The organism is Arthrobacter sp. BL-252-APC-1A (genome assembly GCF_009696625.1).
Classification (GTDB): domain Bacteria; phylum Actinomycetota; class Actinomycetes; order Actinomycetales; family Micrococcaceae; genus Arthrobacter_B.
Genome location: NZ_VULS01000003.1, coordinates 308651 through 327092 on the forward strand (window position 1 = coordinate 308651; position 18442 = coordinate 327092).

Below are 18442 nucleotides of genomic sequence, written 5' to 3' on the forward strand. Positions count from 1 at the left end.
ATATCCAGGGCATATGAGTGGCTAGCCCACCGACACGAGGACGATTCGATTAGGATCTTTTCCAATTGGTTACTGCGCGACAGCACTGGCCTCAACATAAACGTCCGCAGGCATGGCCCGGTGCAGCTTCCACACAATACCGACCGGCTTCGACCCGGAATGCGACATGTAGTCCAGCTGCCCGAGGCAGGTGTAAGGCATCGTCATCCCGTTCTCATCCCGCTGCCGGGGCCGGGTGAAGAGCAGAACCTTCGACCCCAGAGACTTGTGGTTGATGTACCGCTGGCCGGTCACGCTCTCCGGAGACGTAGCGTTCTGCGACTCCCAGTGGAAAACATCCGGGCTCATCGCATAGTCCTTGTACATGACGGACGCCGCCCGTTCCTTCTCGTCCTTCTCCAGCGTCACAAAGAATGCATCGGTCTTCGTCTCAGCACACCAGGCAACACCTTCCCGGTGGCTCGTCTTGCCGCCCAGTGCGAAGTACCCCAGCGCCGCCAGGACTTCCTCCCGCCGGTAGGTGGCGTGCGAGTACAGCGGGATCTGCTGCAGCCCCAGGCCGAGCCCCTTCGGCGCGTAGCCGGAACGCTGGATGCCCAGGGCGGCCAGCTGCCGGATCTCCGCACAGACCAACGGATAGCTGCGGAGGAACTGGAGTCCGGCGTCGTACGATGTGTGCCCTCCCCCATTCGGCCACAGTGCAAAGAAGAGCATCCGGGCCTGGATCTGTTCCCTGTCGCTCAGCTCCTCGTAGCGGGGTGCGTTCTCCGAGACCAGTTTCGTGTAGATCTCCGCCCGTTCCGGGTCATCGATACAGAGCATCGCCGTCATCCGACGCAGCAGGTCCTCTTCCAGGTCTGAAGTCTCGTCCGGCTGGGAGGCCAGTACGACGTCGTGCGCTTGGCCAATGTCCACAAGCCCGGCTTCCCGGATGAGCGAGGTCCAGGAATCCCCGGTTTTGCGGTACACGTCGGGCAGGTCCCGCCCGGACTCCCGGAGATAGTCCTCCAGCTGGTGCTCCCCGTAGGACCGGACCTCCGCCACCAGTTGCTTCCGGTTGACGCGCAGTTGTTCCCGGATGTTGTTCAGCACGGTCTGCTGCGCCACCCGGTCGAGGATGATCTGCGAGCCGGACGGCAGGTACGGGAACCCGTCCTCCACCGCCTTCTCCAATGCCTTGCGCCGGAGACCTGTGAGGGCCCTCAGCTTGGCGTCGAACCGGAACTCACGGCGCTGCTGGCCGATGTAGTCCAGCACGGTGAGGACCGCTTTGTCCTTCGCACGGCGCAGGCCGCGGCCCAGCTGCTGGATGAAGACAGTCGCGCTCTGCGTGGGCCGCAGCAGCAGAATCGTGTCGATCTCGGGCAGATCGAGGCCCTCATTGAAGAGGTCGACGGCGAAGAGGCAGTTCAGCTCCCGGTCCCGGAGTTTGCGCAGGGCTGCGGCGCGATCCGCCTCGGGTGTCTCACCGGAGACTGCCTGTGAGGCGATGCCGGCACGGTTGAAAACCTCTGCCATGTACTGGGCGTGCTGCACCGAGACGCAGAACCCGAGCGCGCGCATGTCTCTGGTGCTGGTTACCTTGTCCCGAAGTTCAGCGATGACCTTGGCGGCGCGGACGTCGTTGCCGGTGTAGAGGGCATCCAGCTGGGTGATGTCGTAGTTCCCGCGTTTCCACTCCACCTGGCTGAGGTCGACGTCATCCGCCACTCCGAAGTAATGGAACGGGACGAGGAGATCGGCGTCGAGCGCGTCCCACAGCCGCAGCTCCCCGGCGATCCGTCCGCCGAAGAACTGATCGGCTACGTTGATCCCGTCACCGCGTTCGGGTGTGGCAGTCAGTCCAAGGAGTTCATGCGGCTGAAGGTGGTCCACCAGCCGGCGGTACGTGGGAGCTTCGGCGTGGTGGAACTCATCGATGACGACGACGTCGAACTGCTGCGGATCGAGCTTGTCCAGTCCCAGCGCGGAGAGTGACTGCACGCTCGCGAAGACCTGCTTCCACTGTGACGGTTTGTGGTCGCCAACGTAGAGCTCACCGAACGACCCGCGCTGCATGACGTCCCGGTAGGTGCGCAGTGACTGCTTAAGGATCTCCTGCCGGTGGGCGACGAACAGCAGCGACAGTTCGCGGCCTTCGACCTCGCACAGCCGTTTGTAGTCCAGTGCCGCGATCACGGTCTTGCCGGTTCCTGTTGCGGCCACCAGCAGGTTTCGGTGCTGGTCGTCGACGGTGCGGGCCGCGTCGAGGTTCTCCAGCATTTCCTGCTGATGAAGATACGGCTGGATCTCCAATCCCGTGGTGCTGTCTGGGCGGGCGGTCTGGCGGCCGCCGTTGCGGGCCAGTGCGGCGTCGAGTCGGTCGCCGTCGGCGGCTGGGTCGTAGGGCTGGAAGGCCGGCTGCTCCCAGTAGCTGTCGAAGGTGATCTCGAATTTGCGGAGCAGGTCCGGGGTGCAGACGGAGGAGAGCTTCACGTTCCATTCGAGCCCGTCCAGCATTGCGGGAGCACTCAGGTTTGAGCTGCCGACGTAAGCCGTATCGAATCCGGTGTTCCGACGGAACAACCAGGCCTTGGCGTGAAGGCGGGTGGCGTGGGTTTCGTAGTTGATCCGGACTTCGGCGCCGTACTTGAGCACTAGCTCATCGATCGCTCGCCGTTCGGTAGCTCCCATGTAGGTGCTGGTGATGACCCGGATGGAGATGCCGCGGTCGCGAAGGTCTTCGAGCGCAGGTTCGAGGAGGCGCAGGCCGGTCCAGCGGATGAATGCACACAGCAGGTCGACTCTGTTGGCGGATCCCATCTCTGCGCGTAGTTCTGCGGCGAGGTTGGGGTCATCCTTGCCGTTGGTCAGGAGCGCTGGTTTGCGCAGCGGTGTGGATGGACGGCGGAGCTGCCGGCGCTTCAGCGTTTCCTGTGGGAAGAGAGAAAGGAGCTGGGTGGGGCCGGGTTCTACCAGATCCGAGGAGATGCTCGCTAGGACCGCGTTAGCCAGCGCCACCCTGTCTTCGGGGTCGGCGCCGTCCAAGAGGACGCGAACTTTGTCCGCGATGTGCTGGGCGAGGATGGTCGGAGATTCGGTGGAAGGAACGGGCTCGAATATCGGGTGAAGTTCAGGATTATTCTCTAGCTGCCCTCTGAGCCCTCGGGTGTGCAATTGCTCGTACTGGCCCGGCACGATGCCACCGGCTTCCCCCATGTTTCCCACCTGTTCAGGTTACGCCACTCAATTCAGGAGTCCTGGTACGTCTGTCTAAAACGGTCTGCGCGAAGATGCCGGAGTGAGGACTCGAATTGTCCACGATCCCGGGTCAGAGCAAACTGTTGGGCCGGAGGGTCAAAGTTTGCGGACTATCTGTGAGCTCGAACATTGGCACCTGCGAGAGAATGAGGACAACGCCAGACGAGGCACGTTTTGCATAGTTCTGGTTGATCTCGTCACGGGTGATGCTTCTGTTCCGCAAAAGATGGTTGATAGCAAGTCGGAAAATCTCGATATCGTTTCGACTACTCCTTCCCGAGGAACTTGTACGTCAGACGCCTGCCCAATCGACTTTTTCGATGATATTAGTTCTGTCTCCTTTTCCTCGGAGTAGCTGTCCAGCTAGGGGCATAACATGATGTGTCCATATTTGATCGAACGAGAGTGCTTCTCCACCACTCAGGCTGGAGTCCGAGTTTGGTTCCCCAGAGGCGGATCCAAGGCTTACGTAATTAGCATCAGTCGCAGATAAGTTGGACATGACCGCTGGCACAGTTAGGACCTGAATACCGAGCTTTGCAGCGACTTCGCGGGCATCCGGAAGTAGTTCGCCGTCAGTTGCTATGACTGCCCGGTCGCAGTCGAAATAGTCTTTGGCGCCATGGAGCTCCATCACCATCTGCCGGTTCACTCGTCGAGCGGTCCCGTACATTTTGACCTGGATGGCCAATCGTTCATCCGCATTTTCAGCGAAAACATCGACACCGTAGTCACCAGATATCTCTGTTTGCTGAGTGCGGTATCCGCGGTGAGCAAAGTAGGCGGCAATCTGAGACTCATACTCGGCAGGTGTCATGATGAGTATCCGATCAGAGTAGAGGGGTGTTCGTTATTGTTTTCATGAAATCAGACTCGGCCGCTCATCGGAAGTGCTCCGAGTGGCGCCCCAAGGGTCCGCCCTCCCCACCACTACTTGAACTCACTACATGAAGCACACGAAGTATGCACAACCGAACCAAGGAGAATCGCAGTGACCACTTTCGACGAATGCGACTTGAAGAACCGTGGTTTCCTCGGCTTCAGGCGATTCCGTGAATTGGACCTGCTGGAGGTACCCAGAGAGCCTGGGATATACGCAGTACTCCGCTACGACAACCAAATTCCCCATGTACTGGACGCAAGTGTAGGCGGATGGTTCAAAGGAAAAAATCCAACTATGGATAAGGACGTCCTGACGGGGAAACTGTCGCACTCCGCTGACACCCTTTACATAGGGAAGGCAGATAAGGGCAGCGGAAACCGAGGGCTGCGTAAGCGGATCACTGAATTCGTCAGGTTTGGCAATGGTGAACCCGTCGGGCACTGGGGCGGACGCTGCATATGGCAATTGGCAGACTCCCAAGACCTGCGAATTGCGTGGTTGCCGGTTCTTGACAGGCCGGCAAGCGAAATGGAAACGGAACTTATCGAGGAATTTATGCTTACATACTCATCGCTGCCGTTCGCCAATCTGCGCCGGTGAGCTTCAGCCATTCCGCCAATAGAGGAGAGCTTCAGCACCAGGCCAACGGTGTCCACTGCTACGGTGCAGCTTCGGATCAACAACACCCGGTAAGTGATGGACGGCCCGTTCGGGATGGAACCGCCTGTATGTACCGACGATACGTCCAAGGCCAGCCCCGTCGCCGGTGCGCTGCTGGAGCACGACGCTTCCCCCCGCCCTTTTGATGCCGTGATCCAGCACTGGACGAACGGGCATGCGACGGACGTTGGAGCGCAGACAGGAACGTGATTCAGGCAACTTCCCGCCCGACAGATGCTTGATGCACAACGCGCCGCTGGCTCCCGACGCTAGCTCTTCACCAACTCAGACAGAGTTCCGTCAATATCTCGCTGCCATGTCATTCCGTTACTGTCCGTAAAAGTCAGAACAGCGGAGAAATTTATATTGCCCAAGATGGGCTCCGTAATGGTGCTTTCCTGTAAGACAACAGGGAAGCTGTTCTTGACGCTTTCCTGAACGAAATAGCGCCCCGGAGCAAGAATAGCGGCGCTGCTCTTGATCGGCTGAATTGTACGACCCTTTTTGGTCAAGCCCTCCGGCCTGTCAATCAGACAGGCGAAGACGGGTGCAGGAGAAGCATTCACAAGTTCCACACCCCATTCCCCAGCCCCGGCACCAGCAACGATTTTGACGGGCCAGCACACGAGTCCTGCAGCCTGTCGCTGAGCTTGTTCAGCAAGCGTGCGCTGTTCCCTTCTCTGCTCGATGGTCAGCATCCCCTGGGTCTGTTCCAAAGTGGCACTCGTATGGCGCGTCTGCCTAAGGATGAAGAACAACGCACCAACTGTGCCAATGGCTGCCAATATCTCAGCGACGCCCAGTACGATTTCCAATTTGCATCCCCCAAGAACTCAGACTTCGCGATCCGTCTATGATCCATCAGGAGCCACGTGGAAGAAAGGACCTCTGATCCCGGCGCAGCACGGACAGGAACAGCATTCATGGGACTAATCACCGCGCTAGACCTCTACCCCCTCAGCCTCCCGCTGACCGGAACCTTCAGCACCGCCGTCCGGACGTCCTCCGTCCTGGAAACAGTGCTGTTCCGGCTGCAGGACTCGGACGGACGCAGCGGATGGGGCGAGACGCCGGTCAGCCGGGTGACCGGGGTCAGCACCACAGAGGTGCTGGCCCGGGCGCGGCAGGACCTCGCTCCCCTGGTGATCGGCCGGCCCATCAGCGACCTGGACCGCCTGGTGCGCCGCATCGCCGGAGCGCCGGTGCCGTCCGCGGTACGGATGGGACTCGACTGCGCCCTGCATGACCTCGCGGCGGTAACCGCCGGACAGCCCCTGCACCGGTTCCTGGCAGCCACGTATCCGCAGGTCGCCGGGCCGAAGCTGGAAGACACCGTGCTCACGGACATGACTCTCTCCGCCGCGGAACCTCAGACACTGGCAGCAACGGCAACCGGATGGGTGCAGAAAGGTTTTCGCTGCCTCAAGGTCAAGCTCCGCGCCGACCTGGACGCCGTGGCCGGGCTGACTGCTGTCCGCGCTGCGGTGGGCCCAGCGGTGCGGCTGCGGGTCGACGCGAACCAGGCCTACATCCCGGACGAAGCGATACAGGTGCTCAACGCCATGGCGGCCGCAGGGGTCGGGCTAGAGCTGGTTGAACAGCCAGTGGCCGCCGCGGACTGGGCCGGATTGGCCCGCGTGCGGGCCGCCGTCGACGTGCCCGTCATGGCCGACGAATCCGTACAGGACGAACGGGACCTGGCACCCCTGCTGAAACACCGCGCGGCGACGCTGGTGAATCTCAAGCTGGCCAAGACAGGCGGCATCTATCCCGCCGTCCGGCTGCTCGCCGCGGCCCGCGGGCACGGCCTGGGCATACTGGTCGGCTGCATGCTCGAGAGCACTGTGGGCGCCGGAGCCGGTGCCGCACTCGCCGCCGCCGCGGGACTGGGCACGGAGTTCCCTGGGCGCAGCGGCCAGGACCTCGACGGCGGCCTGTGGCCCGCGGTCCCGTCGGTCGACGGCGGCGTCCGCTACGACGGACCCGTCCTGCACCTGCCGTCAGTTCCCGGACAGGGCATCACCGGCCTGCACCCCGGGCTGGCCGCCGCCGGCATCCGCACCGATCCGGCCTAGCTGTACTAACCTAGCCCCGGCACCACGGCGCTGAACTCCGGACCCACGACGGCAGCAGCCAACCCAGCAACAGCAGCAATGATCTCCTGGCCGGCATCCGCCTCATAACCGCGAGTACAGACTGCCAGCACCCACGCCCGCTCCAACGGTGCCTGCAGCGGAGTGCCAGCCGGGGCGAAGAACGCAACATCATGGCTGATGCCGGTCACCCAGCCGGATTTGCTGCCCTGGACCGTGTCCGGGGCAAGGCCGGCAGCAATCCAGGCGAACTCCTGCCGCGCCAGGAGACCCAGCGCGAACTCCGTGGACTCCGGCCCGAGCACCTTTCCGCAGATCAGCGAGTGCATGGTGCGGGCCAGGTCCGCCGCGGTGACCTGATGGGTGAGTCCGGCCTCCAAAGCGGCCAGGTCGCCGATGTAGCGCTGCATAAACGAGGACGCTGCGCCGGTGCCGGCAAGGGCACGGTTCACGGCGTCGAACCCCACCAGGTCCACGGCCATGTTCGTGGCAGCGTTCGAGGAGACAGTGATCATCCGGTCCAGCACGGCGGCCAGGGACATCTCGGTACCCCCCGCCGGCATCCCCGGGTCCGCCTCGTCGCCCGGGAAGCCGAACTCACCGCCGTCGGGCACGGCACTGGAGAATGTGTCCCGGGCGGCGAGCTGCGTTTCCAGCGCCAGCTCACCGCGGTCCACCGCCTGCAGGACCGCCAGCAGCACGGCCAGTTTGATGGTGCTGGCCGAGTAGAAGGCAGTGTCCGCACCGCGGGAGGCGGCCGTGCCGCCGTCGGGACGCAGCAGGCAGAACGCGACCTCGGGTGTGCCGTCGCTGTAATCGGATAAAACAGGCATGGACTCTCCTGGTGGAGGAATGGATGGGGATTCTACGCAGCGGCGTAAACGGCCTCGCTGACCGCTTTCTGCAGCGGGACGACGCCGGTCCCGTCGCGGGTGGGGTGCACCCGGTTGGTCAGCAGGACCACGCTGAGTCGGCGTTGCCGGTCAGTCAGGAAGCAGGTGCCGGTAAAACCGTTGTGCCCGCGGGCGTCCGCAGCATCCGCTCCCATCCAGCCGAGCTGGCCGATCCGGAGGCCCAGGGACTGTCCGTAGCCGACGCCGGTGCGCGCTTCCGCTGCGGCCGGGCCCAGCATGAGGTCGAGCTGGTCCTGCCACAGCAGGTCCGCCAGTGGCCCGGGCAGTATCTCCGGGAAGCCACCGCGCAGCGCCTCGGCGAACCGGAGGGCGCCCGAGGCCGTGCCGAACAGTCCGGCGTTGGCCGCTGCCCCGCCAAGGGCATGGGCGGATTCGTCATGCACTTCACCGCGGACCAGGGCGCGTCCGTCCGGTGTGCCGCATTCCGTGGCAGCGCAGTGTCCGGGGTCGGGCCGGAATGTGATGTCCCCATCCTGCTCCAGGGGATCCAGGACGAGTTGCTGAATGAGTGCCTCCCAGGCCGTACCGGTGGCAGTTTCGGCGAGCGCCATGGCGGTGTTGTAGCCCACGCACGAATAGCTGAAACCGGTACCGGGCTCCGCAGCCAGCGGAACGGAGAGCAGGGAGGCCAGGGCGGCCCGCCGGTCCGGCAGCGGCTGCCGCCAGCCGTCCCAGATGCCCGGCAGCCCCGAGGTATGGGTAAGCAGGTGCCGCAGCGTCACGAGCTGCTTCCCCGGATCCGCCGCGCCGGCGGCGGCGAAGGCGGGCAGCCGGGCGGCCACCGGCTCGTCCAGGTCCAGGAGCCCGTCCCGCACCAGGGCCAGGACGGCGACGGCGGAGAAGGGTTTGGTCACCGAGGCGAGGTCGTACCAGGTCCCGGGTTCGGCCGGCACCTGTTCCGCAGCCGGCAGCAGCGCACCGCCAGCGCCGAAGCGCAGCGCCTGGCCGGCGGAGAGCACCGGCAGCGCCTCGCCGTCGAGCGCTACTGCGCACACCGCCGAGGGCACCATGCCCTGCCCGACGGCGGCGCCGAGCAGGTCCTGCAGCTTGCCGGTCAGGTCCATTAGTCCAGCACCAGCTGCGGCTGCGGGCCTGCCGTCAGGGTGGCGGGGACGCCGAGCGGGATGCTGTGCGCGGCGGGGCCATGCCCGAAGCCCAGTTCCCAGACCAGCGGAATACCGAGCGGAGCCAGCAGTTCGACGCACAGGGCCCGTACCTCGGCGAGGTCGCCGCACTCGGACCAGGAACCCAGCGCCAGGCCGGTGAGGCCGTCGAACCAGCCGGAGCGCAGCAGGGTCTGCAGCATCCCGTCCAGCCGGTACGGCTCTTCAGTGACGTCCTCCAGCAGCCCGATGCCCCCGGTGTTGTCCACCGGTTTCCGGGTTCGTGCACCGTTGAGCATGGCCAGCAGCGCGAGGTTTCCGCCGGTCAGGACCCCGTGTGCGGTGCCGGGCACCAGCGCCTCGGCTGCGGGGCCCGTGTAGGACGTGCCCGCGTACGGTTCAAACAGGGCGCGGCGCACGCCCGCGGCGGCCACCGGATCGTCCAGGAACGCTCCGGTGGCCACCATCGGAGTGAACCAGGTGGCCAGGCCCAGCTCCTCGGCCCAAAACACATGCAGGGCCGTGATGTCCGAGGAACCCAGCAGCGGCTTTGGCCGGGCCGAGGCCAGCTTGGGCACGTCCAGCAGATCCAGCAACCGGACCGCACCGTAGCCGCCGCGCACGCACAGGACGGCGTCCAGCGAATCGTCGCACCAGGCGTCCTGCAGGTCACTCGCACGGTCGGCATCGCTCCCGGCAAGGTAGCCGGCACGGGGGTGGCGGTCCAGCAGGTGCTTGCCCCGCACCGCCTCCAGGCCCCAGCCGCGCAGCACCTCCTCAGCCCGCTCCAACTGTTCCGGTTTCGGCGGGCCGCTGGGGGCCACCAGCCCCACCCGCGCTCCGGGCCGCAGCGGGCCCAGCTCCGGATGCGGGCCCAGCCCCGGAGGGGCCGGCCCGCTCACGCCGGTTCCCCGACGGCAGTTCCGCCGGAAAAACCGCCCGCAGCTGTGCCCTCCACAGCGGAGCCGCCCGCGGTGGGCACGACGCTCAGCAGCCGGCGGGTGTACTCGTGCTGCGGATCCAGCAGGACCTGCTCCACCGGGCCTTCCTCCACAATCCGTCCCTGGTACATGACCACCACCCGGTCCGCGATGTTCCAGGCCAGGCCCAGGTCGTGCGTGATGACCAGCGCGCCGAGCCCCAGCTCGGAACGCAGCCGCAGCAGCAGGGCCAGGATTTCCGCCCGGACCGAAGCATCCAGGCTGGCCACCGGCTCATCGGCCACCAGGAACTCCGGGTTCAGGGCCAGCGCTCCGGCTATCACCACACGCTGGCGCTGCCCGCCGGAGAGTTCCTGCGGCAGGGCCGGGCCGAACCGCTCCGGCGGGCTCAGCTCCGCCTTGGCCAGCGCTTCGGCCACCAGCTGCGCCTCGTCTCCGGGCAGTTTGTGCAGCCGCGGCCCCTCGGCCACCGACTCGTAGACGGTGTGCTTCGGGTTCAGCGCGGCGGTGGGATCCTGCAGCACAAACTGCACCGCCCGCCGGTACGCCTTCAGGGCACGCCGGCGGTGCGGCAGCGGGCTGCCGTCAAAGAGCAGTTCACCGCCGGTCGGTTTCTGCAGGCCCAGCAGGGTCCGCGCCAGCGTCGTTTTCCCGGAACCGGACTGGCCGACCAGGGCCACGATTTCCCCGCGGCGGCAGGCGATGCTCACGCCGTCGACCGCTTTGACCGTTCCGGCGCCGCGTCCGGCGAAACTCACCGAGACGTTCCGTGCCTCCAGGACAGGCGCCGCATTCGGGTCCGGAGCCGCCGGCTCCGCCGCGTAACCGGGCAGGCGCATGCGGGACGCCGGGTCCCCGATGGTGGGGAACGCTGCGGCCAGGGCCTGGGTGTGGGGATGCTGCGGGCCGTGCATCACCGATTCCGCCGGGCCCTCCTCCACGATCCGGCCGTTCTGCATCACCGCGATCCGCTCACAGGTCGACGCGAGCACGGACAGGTCGTGGCTGATCATGACCAGCGACAGGCCGCGGCTGGCCACCAGCCCGGTGAGCACCTGCAGCACCTGGTCCTGAACAATGACGTCCAGGGCCGTGGTGGGCTCATCGGCGATGATCAGTTCCGGTTCGCAGGCCAGGGCCATGGCGATCATGACACGCTGCTTCTGCCCGCCGGAGAGCTCGTGCGGATAGGACTCCGCTTTCGCCCGGGGCAGATCGACGAGGCCGAGCAGTTCGGTTACCCGCGCGCGCCGGGCTTTCTCCTCGCGGTACGCCGGATCCAGTTCACGGGCATGGATGCGCAGCGCCTCCTCAATCTGGTCCCCGATGCGCTGCACCGGGTTCAGCGAGTGCATGGCGCCCTGGAACACGACGGCGGCGGAGGTCCAGCGCACCGCGCGCAGCCGGCCCCAGCTCAGGTCCGAGACGTTCTCCTCGCCGAGCATAATCCGCCCCTCCACCCGGGCGTTGGCCGGCAGCAGGCGCAGCACGGACATGGCCAGGGTGGACTTGCCGCAGCCTGATTCACCGGCCAGGCCCAGCGTGGAACCGGGCTCGAGGACCAGCGAGACGCCGTCGACGGCCACCAGATCCCGGGGACCCTCCTCGCTGCGGATCGTGTAGGTAACGCGGATATCTTCAAAAGCCAGCCGGGGCATCAGCGTCCTCGCAGGGTGGGGTTAACAACGGATTCCAGGGCACGGCCCACCAGGGTAAAGCAGAGCACGACGACGACGATCGCCACGCCGGGCGGGAGCACGAACCACCAGAACCCGGCGGTTGCGGCTCCGGTGTCCAGGGCGGATTTCAGCATGGACCCCCAGGAGATGCTGCTGGAGTCGCCCAGGCCCAGGAAGCTGAGGGTGGACTCGGCGATGATGGCCGAGCCGACGGTCAGTGTGGTGTTGGCCAGCACCAGCGGCAGCACGGCCGGCAGTACGTGCCGGCCAATGACGTGCGCGTCGCCGGCTCCGAGGGCCCAGGACCGGTCGATGTACGGCCGGGACTCGATGGTGAGGGTCTGGGCCCTCACCAGGCGGGCGGTGGAAGCCCAGGAGGTGATGCCGATCGCCGCGACGATGGTGACCACTCCGGCGCCGAGGACGCTTGAGAGCACGATTGCCAGCACGAGCGAGGGCACCACCAGGAAGAAATCGATGATCCGCATCAGGACTGCCTGCGTGGCGCCGGTGAAATGCCCGGCGGCCATGCCGACCACGGTGCCGATCACCATGGACACCGCGGTGGCGGCGAAGCCGACCAGCAGGGACACCCGGGAGCCCCACAGCAGCATGGCCAGCACGCTGCGGCCGGACGGGTCCGTGCCCAGCGGGTTGGCCAGCGACGGCGGCTCATTCTGCAGGGATTCGAGCCGGGTCACGTCCAGTGTCGATTCAGGCGCCAGCACCGGGGCAAGCAGCGCAAGCGCCACCACAATGAGCAGGACAATCAGGCCGGTGAGCCCGGCCCTGTTGCTGCGGAACTGTTTCCAGCCGTCAGCGGCGGCGGCACGGCGGCGTTCCCAGGCCGCCCGCGAGGCCGTGCGGGTTGCGTTCATGAGGCCCTCAATCGGGGATCGAGCACGCGGTACAGCAGGTCCGCGGCGAAGTTCATCAGGATCACGATCGAGGAAAAGACCACGAACGTCCCCTGCAGGAGCGGGAAGTCCGGCGCGGACAAAGCCTGGAAGGTCAGGTAACCGAGGCCGGGCCAGGAAAACACGGTCTCCACCGTCACGGCGCCGCCGATCAGCCCGCCCAGGGTCAGGAAGATCAGGGTGACGGCGGGCAGCAGGGCATTGGGCACTGCATGCTTCCGCCGGACCTCATCATCCCGCAGCCCCTTGGCCCGGGCTGTGGTCAGGTAGTCGGACGTCATTTCCTCCAGCAGCGACGCCCGCATCACCATCAGGTACTGGGCGTAGACCACGGCCACCATGGTCACAACCGGCAGGACCATATGGTGCGCGATGTCCAGGACCCGTTCCAGTCCGCCGGCACTGCTTCCCGCCGTGACCATGCCGCCGGTGGGGAACCAGTTCAGGGTGCCGGCGAAGAGCAGCAGCAGCAACAGGCCAAGCCAGAACGTCGGCACTGACCAGAAGATCAGGGCCAGCCCGGTCTGGGTCTTGTCGAACAGGGTCCCGCGCCGCCATGCCGCTTTCTGCCCCAGCCACAGGCCCAGCACCACGGAGATCAGCGCAGCGGTTCCGGTCAGCAGGAGGGTGGGACCCAGGCGGTCGCCAATCAGTTCAAGCACCGGCCGGTTGTACGTGTAGGACTCCCCCAGCTTTCCCTGGAACAGGTCCGTCAGGTACCGCCAGAACTGGCCGATCAGGGGCTGGTCCAGGCCGTATTCGCGGCGCAGAATGTCCATTTGTTCGGCAGTAACCTGCCGGCCGTCCGCGAGCGAACGCACCGGGTCCCCGGGAAGGATGCGGAACGCGAAGAACCCGAGGACCACCACCATGACAAGCGAGACGGCTGCCCCGCCCGCCTTGACACCGATGTAGTGCAGCCAGGAAGTGTTCCGGCGCGGCGCATCGGTGTCTTGGCGGGCGGGAGCCAGGTCCTGCTCGCTGAGTGCTTCCGCCACGGCTACTCGCGGTCGTCCGCGGTGGCGGAGCGGCGGCGGACCAGCAGGAACGCCACGAGTCCGGCCACCAGCACGCCCCCGGCAACACCGATGATCATTCCGGTGTTGCTGTTGGTGTCCGTGACGGCTCCGGCCTCGGACAGCTCCCCGACCGGAGTGGCCTGGTAGTAGCTCCACGGACCGTTCTGGCTGGTGATGACGCCGCCCTCTGCCGGCTGGGTGACGAACGGCTCCCAGCGGTCTGAACGGTAGGCCTCAAGGCTGTTGGCGTAGTAAAGGACTTTGTTGACAGCGGCGTTGTAAATCATTTCCTGGGCCTGGGCCACCAGCTCACTGCGCTTTTCCTGGTCCAGTTCGGCGTGCTGGGCCTTGTACAGTTCGTCGAACTCCGGGTCGCAGAAATTGTTTTCCGACGTCGCACCGGTGCCGTCCGCATTCGGGCGCGAGCTGCACTGGTTAATGGACAGCTGGAAGTCCGGATCCGGACCGATTCCCCAGCCCGTGAAGTAGAGATCGTAGTTGCCGACGGTGGAATCATCATTCACCTGGGCGGGAGCCTTCATTTCCACGGAAACGTCAATGCCGATTTCCTTGAGCCAGGGTTTGACGTAGTCTGCCATCTGCTGGTGGGTCGGGTCTGAGTTGCGGCCCATCAGGCGCATGGACAGCGGGGTGCCATCCTTGTCCAGGCGGATACCGTCGGAACCCATTTCGTATCCGGCCTCGTCCAGCAGCTTGTTGGCGGCATCCGGGTCATAGGCGAGCGGCAGCTCATCGGTATCCCAGTGGTAGAGCGGGTAGGTCATCGGAATCTCGCCCGTGGCCTTGTCTCCGAGGCCCTGGAGGACCTTCTCCAGCAGGGTGTCACTGTCGATGGCCAGGGCCACGGCCCGGCGCACCTGCACGTCCTGCAGTGCCGGGTGTCCGTCCCCCATGGGGGTGCCGTCGGCGGTCTGGGCGCCGGGGTTGATACCTATTGCCTGGTAGCGGCGCCCGGTACCGGCGTTGGTGGTGATGTTCGGCTCGTCCTCAAGTGCCTGGTACTGGGCCGGCGTCAGGCCGCTGACAATGTCGATTTCGCCGGTGCGCAGTGCCTGCACGGCGGCGTCGGAGTTCTTGTACGGAATCCAGGTGACGCCGGAGATCTTCGCTGCTCCGCGCCAGTAGTTCGGGTTGGTGGACATGGTGACGCCGGCCGCCTTGTCGTAGCTGTCCACCACGAACGGACCCGATCCCACCGTGTCCTTGTCATTGGCGTAGCCGGCCGGATCCTCCAGCTCGGCCCACACATGCTCGGGGACAATCGGCAGCTCGGTGCCCGGGTTGACGGCCTGCGCTTCGGTCAGGGTGATCACCAGCGTGGTGTCATCCTCGGCTTCAACCGATTCAACACTGCTGAGCACCGAACCGTTGGCCTGCTTCAAATCGTCATTGTCCAGAATCGCGTTGTAGGTCCACTCCGCGTCTTCGGCGGTGATAGCCTCCCCGTCGGACCATTGCCGGCCCTCGGGCAGGCTGAAGGTCCAGACGGTCCCGTCCTCGGAGGTCTCCCAGCTCTCAGCCATCCCCGGAACTTCCTCATTGGCCTCCGCACCGTAGGCGACGAGCGGCTCATACTGCAGCCGCAGCACATTCGAGCTTGTGGCGAGGATGGAGATAAAGGGGTTCAGGGTGTCAATGTCCCCGGTCATGGCGAGCTTGAGCATCGGGGCGGTGTCCTCCGCGGCCTGTGCCGGTGCCGCCGCGGCCATAGGGACGGCGAGGGCTGCCGCCACGCCCAGGGCGGCGGCAGCCGTGGAGGAACGGAAGCGGGGCCTGCGCAGGTGCGGGATATACGGCTGCAATTTTCGATTTCCTCCGTAACAAGCTGGACTTATTCGCCAGCGGAATATGCAAATAAATGTATTTTGCGTGTCCACGGTCCCGGTTTTGGGCATAGCGTAATCTGCGCCGGGCAATCGGGTTTGAAATTCGATCGCGTGGAAATCGCTGGTTGAACACTAATTACTGAAGGTGCCCGAATCAACAGATTTTTCACCTATTTTGGTTACTGTCTTGTAAACACCTGAAGGGACCCGCATGCACGATCCGGCAGAACTCTGCGCAGAACTGATCCGCTTCGACACGTCCAACTACGGCGAAGGCAAGAGCAACGGAGAGCGGGAGGCGGCCCTGTGGATCGCTGCCCGGCTTTCAGCAGCGGGCCTGGATCCGGTGGTCCTGGGACCTGAGGAAACCCGGCAGTCCGTGGTGGTGCGCGTGCCGGGGGTGGACCGTTCGCTGCCTGCCCTGCTGGTGCACGCGCACCTGGATGTTGTACCTGCCGAACCGGAGCAGTGGAGCGTCCCGCCCTTCCAGGGACTCATCCGGGACGGCTGGATCTACGGACGCGGCGCCGCGGACATGAAGGACATGGCGGCCATGACCCTGGCCACCCTGCTGAACTGGGCGGACTCCGGCCAGCAGCCGGCCCGGGACATCGTCGTCGCCTTCGTCGCCGATGAAGAGGACAAAGGTGCCTACGGCGCCGACTGGCTGGCCACCGAGCATCCCGGGCTGTTCGCCGGGGTCGAGGCCGCGATCGGTGAATCCGGCGGCACCGCCACGCTGCTCACCGGGGCCGGCGGACGCACCGTACGGCTCTATCCGGTAGGTGCCGGTGAGCGCGGCACCATGCACATCCGGGTCCGTGCCGAGGGCGTTTCCGGCCACGGCTCCCGTCCGGTTCCGGTCAACGCGGTGCGGAACCTGGTTTCCGCACTGGACCGCCTGGGCAATCACCGCTGGCCGCAGGTGCTGGTACCCGTGGTCCGCGCCTATATCGAGCAGACGACGGCGGCGCTCGGGTTCGACGCGGATCTGGGCAGCGAGGCCGGTGTGGACGCAGCCATAGACGCCATGGGCGAGGCGGGACGGGTCGCGGGCGTGACCGTCCGCTGCTCGGCAACGCCCACGGTTCTGCGCGCCGGATACAAAACGAACGTCATTCCCGGCGTTGCGGAAGCCGACGTCGATATCCGCTGCCTGCCCGGCACGGAGGAGGAAACGCTGGCCACGGTTAAGGATCTGCTGGGCCCGGACGTCAGCCTTTCCTTCCTGACCCGCGAGAGCCCGCTGCAGTCCCCCGTGGATTCCCCGTGGTTCGACGCTATGCGCCAGGCCCTGGTGCGGCACGATCCGGAGGCGGTGGTGGTGCCTATGTGCATGGGCGGCGGCACCGACGCGAAGGCATTTTCCCGGCTGGGTATCCAGTGCTACGGCTTTGCACCGCTCACCGCGGACCCGGACGGGCGCATCCCGGAGGGAGTGCACGGAGTCGACGAACGGGTGCCGGTCGCCTCAGTCCGGGGCGGACAGAAGGTGCTGCAGGATTTCCTGGCCCATGTCTGATGACTCGTTTACGGCATCCCAGGCGGCCAGAGCGTCCGGGCGGCCGGTGGAGGACGTGTGGCCGGAAGCTCAGCTGGCAGCCCTGTTCCAGGCGCGTTTCGAGGAGGGCATCGCCCCGGCGCTCGCGGCCGAAGTGAGCCGCCCGGGCCGTCCGCGGGTCCAGGTGCTGCGCGGCGCCGTCGACGACGCCGGGCATCCTCCCGGAGAACGGACGGCCTTCCGCATCGCCTCCTGCACCAAAAGCTTCACCGCCGCGGCAGCGCTGGTGCTGCGCCGCGCCGGCCGGCTGGATCTGGAGGCGGATGTCCGTGAGTGGCTTCCCGGGCTTCGGTTCACTGGAGAGTTTGCCGCAGACGGACCGGTCACCGTCCGGCACCTGCTGACCATGTCCTCCGGCCTGCCCGAAGATGATCCCTGGGCAGACCGGCAGGAATCCATGCCGGCGGAACAGTTCGATGCGCTGCTGGCCGGGGGCATCCGATTGGCCTCAGCTCCGGGTGCCCGCTTCCGCTATTCAAACCTCGGCTACGCCCTGCTGGGACGGATCCTGGAACGGGCCGCAGGAACGGACTACCGCACCCTGGTGACCGGCAGCCTGCTGCGCCCGCTGGGACTGACGGACACGGCCTTCGCGGCTGAGGAGCTGCAGGTCCCGGCAGTGCGGGGCTTTCGGCGCACACCGGATGGTGGCTGGCAGGTGCTGCCGTTCACCGGGCCCGGCCAGTTCTCGCCCATCGGCGGCCTCTTTTCCACCCTGCAGGACCTGCGGCGCTGGGCAGCCTGGCTGGCGGCCGGCCCCGCTTTTGCCTCCGATCCGTCAACCGCCGGGATGTCAGCCACCGGGCCGCTGTCCGGCGGGCCGGTGGATGCCGGCCTGGATGCCGGGCCCCTGGATCTGGTTGACCGGGCAGAGATGCAGCGGATCCACCGTCCAATACCGCTGCGTCCCCAGGACCTGCCCGGTACCCGCCGCGGCTACGGCTTCGGCCTCGATATCCTGGAGCACCCAGCCGCCGGGCGAATCGTCTCGCATTCCGGCGGTTATCCCGGCTTCAGTACGCACATGCGGTGGCATCCGGAAACCGGGACCATAGCTCTGGGCCTGGAGAACGCCACCTACTCCCGGGTCGGGGAAGCCGTGACCCGCGCCTTGGACATGACGCTCGGTCTTGTACCGGAGGAACCTGCGGCTCCTGCCGATCCGGCAGGCCACGCACCTTCGGCGGCGCCCGAGGATGAAGATCGCGCCGGAGTTGCAGGGCCTGCTGGCCCCGGAACCTGGCCGGAGCTGCAGGCCGCCCGGGACGCACTGACTGTATGGCTATCCAGCCCCACAGCGGAAGCCGAGCGTCTCCTGCGGGCCCAGTTCGCCTCCAACATGGATCAGGACCGTCCTTGGGACGAACGCCGCCGGGACTGGCTGCGCCTACGCACTGCGGCTGGTCCGCTGCACGCCGAAGAAGCGCACACCACCGGCGGAGATGCGCCCGCCGAGCTTCGGTGGATGCTGCCCGGGGAGCACGGGGACCTGCGCTGCCTGGCGCAGCTGAACCCGGTCGAGCCGCCTCAGGTGCAGCGGTTGGAAATTACTTTGGATCCCAGGTCCACGGGCTGACAGGCGCCG

15 protein-coding genes are annotated in these 18442 nt (G+C 65.9%); 5 read left to right on the plus strand and 10 right to left on the minus strand.

Annotated features, from left to right (window positions below; genetic code table 11):
- Nucleotides 1-69: 69 nt before the first annotated feature.
- Nucleotides 70-3198 (minus strand): DUF3427 domain-containing protein, encoded by a 3129-nt coding sequence (locus FYJ28_RS06575; protein ID WP_154578694.1) that lies wholly within the window; start codon nucleotides 3196-3198, stop codon nucleotides 70-72.
- Between the two features lie 334 nt (nucleotides 3199-3532).
- Nucleotides 3533-4057 (minus strand): restriction endonuclease, encoded by a 525-nt coding sequence (locus FYJ28_RS06580; protein ID WP_154578695.1) that lies wholly within the window; start codon nucleotides 4055-4057, stop codon nucleotides 3533-3535.
- Nucleotides 4058-4231: 174 nt separating this feature from the next.
- Between FYJ28_RS06580 and FYJ28_RS06585 the strand changes: the two genes are divergently transcribed.
- Together FYJ28_RS06585 and FYJ28_RS06590 are read left to right on the plus strand one after the other, a co-directional pair.
- On the plus strand, nucleotides 4232-4723 hold the full coding sequence (locus FYJ28_RS06585; protein WP_326831561.1) for a hypothetical protein: 492 nt from the start codon (nucleotides 4232-4234) through the stop codon (nucleotides 4721-4723).
- Nucleotides 4724-4837: 114 nt separating this feature from the next.
- Nucleotides 4838-4993: a hypothetical protein gene (locus FYJ28_RS06590; protein ID WP_154578696.1), complete on the plus strand. Its 156-nt coding sequence runs from the start codon at nucleotides 4838-4840 to the stop codon at nucleotides 4991-4993.
- Between the two features lie 59 nt (nucleotides 4994-5052).
- On the opposite strand, the gene FYJ28_RS06595 is transcribed toward FYJ28_RS06590, so the two are convergent.
- Nucleotides 5053-5598: a hypothetical protein gene (locus FYJ28_RS06595; protein WP_154578697.1), complete on the minus strand. Its 546-nt coding sequence runs from the start codon at nucleotides 5596-5598 to the stop codon at nucleotides 5053-5055.
- 108 nt (nucleotides 5599-5706) lie between these two features.
- On the opposite strand from FYJ28_RS06595, the gene FYJ28_RS06600 reads away from it, so the two are divergent.
- Entirely contained in the window at nucleotides 5707-6858 is a 1152-nt protein-coding gene (locus FYJ28_RS06600) for a mandelate racemase/muconate lactonizing enzyme family protein (RefSeq protein WP_154578698.1), read from the plus strand.
- A gap of 5 nt (nucleotides 6859-6863) precedes the next feature.
- Here FYJ28_RS06600 and FYJ28_RS06605 read toward each other — a convergent pair whose 3' ends face one another.
- From FYJ28_RS06605 to FYJ28_RS06635, 7 genes are read right to left on the minus strand one after another with little or no spacing between them, the layout of a single operon-like run.
- Nucleotides 6864-7709, minus strand: coding sequence for a serine hydrolase (locus FYJ28_RS06605; RefSeq protein WP_154578699.1), 846 nt, complete (start codon nucleotides 7707-7709; stop codon nucleotides 6864-6866).
- A 32-nt stretch (nucleotides 7710-7741) separates the two neighbouring features.
- Nucleotides 7742-8854 (minus strand): serine hydrolase domain-containing protein, encoded by a 1113-nt coding sequence (locus tag FYJ28_RS06610; protein ID WP_154578700.1) that lies wholly within the window; start codon nucleotides 8852-8854, stop codon nucleotides 7742-7744.
- Nucleotides 8854-9795, minus strand: coding sequence for a S66 peptidase family protein (locus tag FYJ28_RS06615; RefSeq protein WP_326831562.1), 942 nt, complete (start codon nucleotides 9793-9795; stop codon nucleotides 8854-8856). Before FYJ28_RS06615 ends, FYJ28_RS06610 begins: the two co-directional genes overlap by 1 nt.
- A complete protein-coding gene (locus FYJ28_RS06620) occupies nucleotides 9792-11492 on the minus strand; it encodes a dipeptide ABC transporter ATP-binding protein (RefSeq protein WP_154578701.1) in 1701 nt (566 codons plus the stop codon). The genes FYJ28_RS06615 and FYJ28_RS06620 overlap by 4 nt, the downstream gene beginning before the upstream one ends.
- Nucleotides 11492-12391 (minus strand): ABC transporter permease, encoded by a 900-nt coding sequence (locus FYJ28_RS06625; protein WP_154578702.1) that lies wholly within the window; start codon nucleotides 12389-12391, stop codon nucleotides 11492-11494. The genes FYJ28_RS06620 and FYJ28_RS06625 overlap by 1 nt, the downstream gene beginning before the upstream one ends.
- Nucleotides 12388-13428 carry an ABC transporter permease gene (locus tag FYJ28_RS06630; RefSeq protein WP_326831563.1) on the minus strand — a complete coding sequence of 347 codons (1041 nt, stop codon included), beginning with the start codon at nucleotides 13426-13428 and terminating at the stop codon, nucleotides 12388-12390. The genes FYJ28_RS06625 and FYJ28_RS06630 overlap by 4 nt, the downstream gene beginning before the upstream one ends.
- 2 nt (nucleotides 13429-13430) lie before the next feature.
- Entirely contained in the window at nucleotides 13431-15272 is a 1842-nt protein-coding gene (locus FYJ28_RS06635; RefSeq protein ID WP_195840615.1) for an ABC transporter substrate-binding protein, read from the minus strand.
- A 235-nt stretch (nucleotides 15273-15507) separates the two neighbouring features.
- Between FYJ28_RS06635 and FYJ28_RS06640 the strand changes: the two genes are divergently transcribed.
- Together FYJ28_RS06640 and FYJ28_RS06645 are read left to right on the plus strand one after the other, a co-directional pair.
- Nucleotides 15508-16818 (plus strand): M20/M25/M40 family metallo-hydrolase, encoded by a 1311-nt coding sequence (locus FYJ28_RS06640; RefSeq protein WP_154578704.1) that lies wholly within the window; start codon nucleotides 15508-15510, stop codon nucleotides 16816-16818.
- Nucleotides 16811-18433: a serine hydrolase domain-containing protein gene (locus FYJ28_RS06645; RefSeq protein WP_154578705.1), complete on the plus strand. Its 1623-nt coding sequence runs from the start codon at nucleotides 16811-16813 to the stop codon at nucleotides 18431-18433. The genes FYJ28_RS06640 and FYJ28_RS06645 overlap by 8 nt, the downstream gene beginning before the upstream one ends.
- Nucleotides 18434-18442 lie beyond the last annotated feature (9 nt).